3 protein-coding genes are annotated in these 2772 nt (G+C 75.5%); all 3 read left to right on the top strand.

The genetic code is table 11. The features are described 5' to 3' along the window. Positions 1–746 (top strand): amidase family protein (locus VR44_RS32875; protein ID WP_045951288.1); only part of this gene is annotated, 746 nt, incomplete at its 5' end. Between the two features lie 60 nt (positions 747–806). Then, positions 807–1262: an ester cyclase gene (locus VR44_RS32870; protein ID WP_245692678.1), complete on the top strand. Its 456-nt coding sequence runs from the start codon at positions 807–809 to the stop codon at positions 1260–1262. 934 nt (positions 1263–2196) lie between these two features. Further along, on the top strand, positions 2197–2745 hold the full coding sequence (locus VR44_RS41625) for a hypothetical protein (protein WP_211275170.1): 549 nt from the start codon (positions 2197–2199) through the stop codon (positions 2743–2745). Positions 2746–2772: the final 27 nt, after the last annotated feature.

Genomic DNA, 2772 nt, shown 5'->3' with positions numbered 1-2772 from the left:
CCGGGGACCTGCACCGCCCGGCCCCGGTGCCGGCGGCCGAGGCTGCCGGCCGGCCGCCGCGCCGGCTGCGGATCGCGCTGTCCTTCGGGACGGCGTTCACCGCGACCACGGGCAAGTCCTGCGACCCCGTGGTGCGTTCGGCGGTGGAGCGGCTGGCGGGGCGGCTGGAGGAGCTGGGGCACGAGGTGGTCCCGGAGGACCCCCGCTACGGCCCGATCGGCCTCACGTTCGCGCCCCGTGCGACGGCCGGCGTACGGGAGCTGGCGGCGCGGGCGCCCGACCCCGGCCTGCTGGACCCGCGGACCCACGGGGCGGCGCGTACGGGCCGGCTGCTGGGCGGGGCGGCGCTGCGGGTCTCGCGGCGTGCGGAGGGGGTGCTGCGCCGCCGGGTCGGGGAGCTGTTCGGCCGGTTCGACGTGGTGCTGACCCCGACGACGGCCACCGGTCCGCTGCGGATCGGGGCGCTGGCGGGGCTGGGGGCACTGGCCACGGACCGGGCGATGATCGCGGCGTGCCCGTACGCCTGGACGTGGAACGTCCTGGGCTGGCCCGGCATCAGCGTCCCGGCGGGATTCACCCCGCAGGGGCTGCCGCTCGGGGCGCAGCTGCTGGGACCGGCGCACTCCGAGCCGCGACTGCTGTCGCTGGCGGCCCAGTTGGAGGCGGCGGAGGGCTGGGCGACGCACTGGCCACCGGGGACGAGCGACCGGAACGGGCCGATCAGGCCGGAATTTGACGGTCGTTGACACGGGCTTGACCGTGCGCATACCCGACCCGCCTAGGCTCGCCGCGACTTGATCCACACCATGATCGACGAGGGGGTGCACGCCATGAGCGTGCAGGAGGACAACAAGCAGGCCGTGCTCGGCTTCTTCACCGCCGTCAACGAACGGCGCACCGCGGACCTGCCGCAGTACATGGCCGCAGACGTGGTCGACCACAACCAGATCATCCACGGGGAGCCCGACGAGCCGGGCGCGGCCTTCGAGGGGCTGCGCCAACAGCTGGCGGCGTTCGATCCGCTGACCGTGCGGGTGGAGGAACTGGTCGCGGAGGACGACCGTGTGGTCGCCCGCACGGTCCAGTCCGGTACGCACGGCGGCAGCCACCCGCGCATGCCGGAGCCCACGGGCCGGTCCTTCGAGAACGAGGCCATCTGGTGGTTCACCCTGGACGGGGGCAAGATCTCGCAGATCCGCGGGGTCAGCGACCGGCTGGGCCTGTTCCTCCAGCTGGGCTGGGACTGGCCGCAGGCCGACTGATCCGGACCGGGCCGGACTTCGGCCTCGGCTCGGGCGTCATCGAGCTCGACATCACCTGCGGTCTCCGGGCCCCGGCCGCCGTGCGGCCGGGGTCTCGGCATACCGCCGCCCGGAACTCGCCTCCCGGACACCGGCACCGCCTATGTAATGTCACACGGCATGACGTTCTTACGCCGTACGGCACTCAGCGCCGCCCTCCTCGGTGTCACCACCCTCACCTCCCTCCTGCCCGCCGCCTCCGCCCACGCGGACCCCGCGCCCGCCTGCACCGCCGGCGCGCAGGCCCCGGCCCCGGCCGACGCCGAGCAGGCCCGGCTGTCCGACCCCCGGGCGGCCCCCTTCCCGGAGCGGGCCGGGCTCGACGGCTTCGTACGCCGGTTCCCGGCCGCCCTGTGCGGCGTACGCGACGCCGCCGGGGCGCAGCGGCTGCTCGACGCATGGGGCGAGGCGCTGTGGCAGGCCGCCGTGAACCGGGCGCAGGGGCGCCGGCCGGGCGGTGACCTGCCGGCCCTGGACGACCGGCCGCTGTACTGGACCCGGCTCGCGATGACCGTCCAACTCGACGCCTGGCAGCCCGGGTTCACCGTGGACCGGGCCGCCCTCAAGTCCCGCTTCGAGGACGCCTCGCGCGGTCTGACCTCCAACGGGTTCCGCGGCACCCCGGGCGTACGGCGGATCTTCGTCAGCGGCTTCGACCCCTTCGGCCTGGACGCCGAACCGCGCCGCGCCAACCCCTCCGGATCCGCCGCCCTCCAGCTCAACGGGCGCCGCATCACCCTGGCCGACGGCACCACCGCGGAGATCCGGGCCGTCGTCCTCCCGGTCCGTTACGCCGACTTCGACGCCGGCATCGNNCCGTTACGCCGACTCCGACGCCGGGATCGTCGTACGCGCCTACGGTCCCCGGCTGGTGGCGGGCCCGCGCTCCGCCGACATGATCACCAGCATCAGCCAGGGCTATCCCGGCCTGTTCACCCTGGAGGCCTGGGCGGGCCGCAACCGCTCCGCCGACCCGTACCCCGACAACGTCCGCGCCCTGTCGGGCGGTACGCGCGAACACCCGGCCACCGCGCCGGGTCTGGGGCCCGGGGCCGAGTTCCTGCGCACCAGCCTGCCGACGGACGCCATGACCACCGTCCAGGCGCCCTACCCCGTGCGGCTCAACACCTCCGTCACGGAGATACCGGCCGGCGGGGCGGCCCCGGTGGACCGCGAGGACGGACCGACCCCGGGCTCGCGCGCGGTCGCCGGCGGGGGCGGCGGCTACCTCTCCAACGAGGTCGCCTACCGCTCCAACCGGCTCCGGCTGGAACTGCGCCCCGGCCTGCCCGGCGGCCACCTGCACACCCCCGTCCTGACCGGACTGCCCGCCGAGGCGGACCGGCTGACCGGGCCGGAGTTCGAGCGGAACGAGGCCGCGATCACGGGGCAGGTGCTGGAGGTGCTGCGCGCCTCCAGCGGCCCCGCCGCCGCCCCGCGCTAGGCCGTCTCTTCCGGATCTTGCCTGACC

It is taken from the genome of Streptomyces katrae (assembly GCF_000966975.1).
GTDB lineage: Bacteria > Actinomycetota > Actinomycetes > Streptomycetales > Streptomycetaceae > Streptomyces > Streptomyces katrae.
The sequence above is the reverse complement of the archived record's forward strand: the minus strand, read 5'-3'. Positions and strand labels throughout refer to the sequence as shown.

Coding starts and splice junctions, on each gene's coding strand:
- VR44_RS32870 (WP_245692678.1), top strand. CDS start 807: ATGATCGACGAGGGGGTGCACGCCATGAGCGTGCAGGAGGACAACAAG.
- VR44_RS41625 (WP_211275170.1), top strand. CDS start 2,197: ATGATCACCAGCATCAGCCAGGGCTATCCCGGCCTGTTCACCCTGGAG.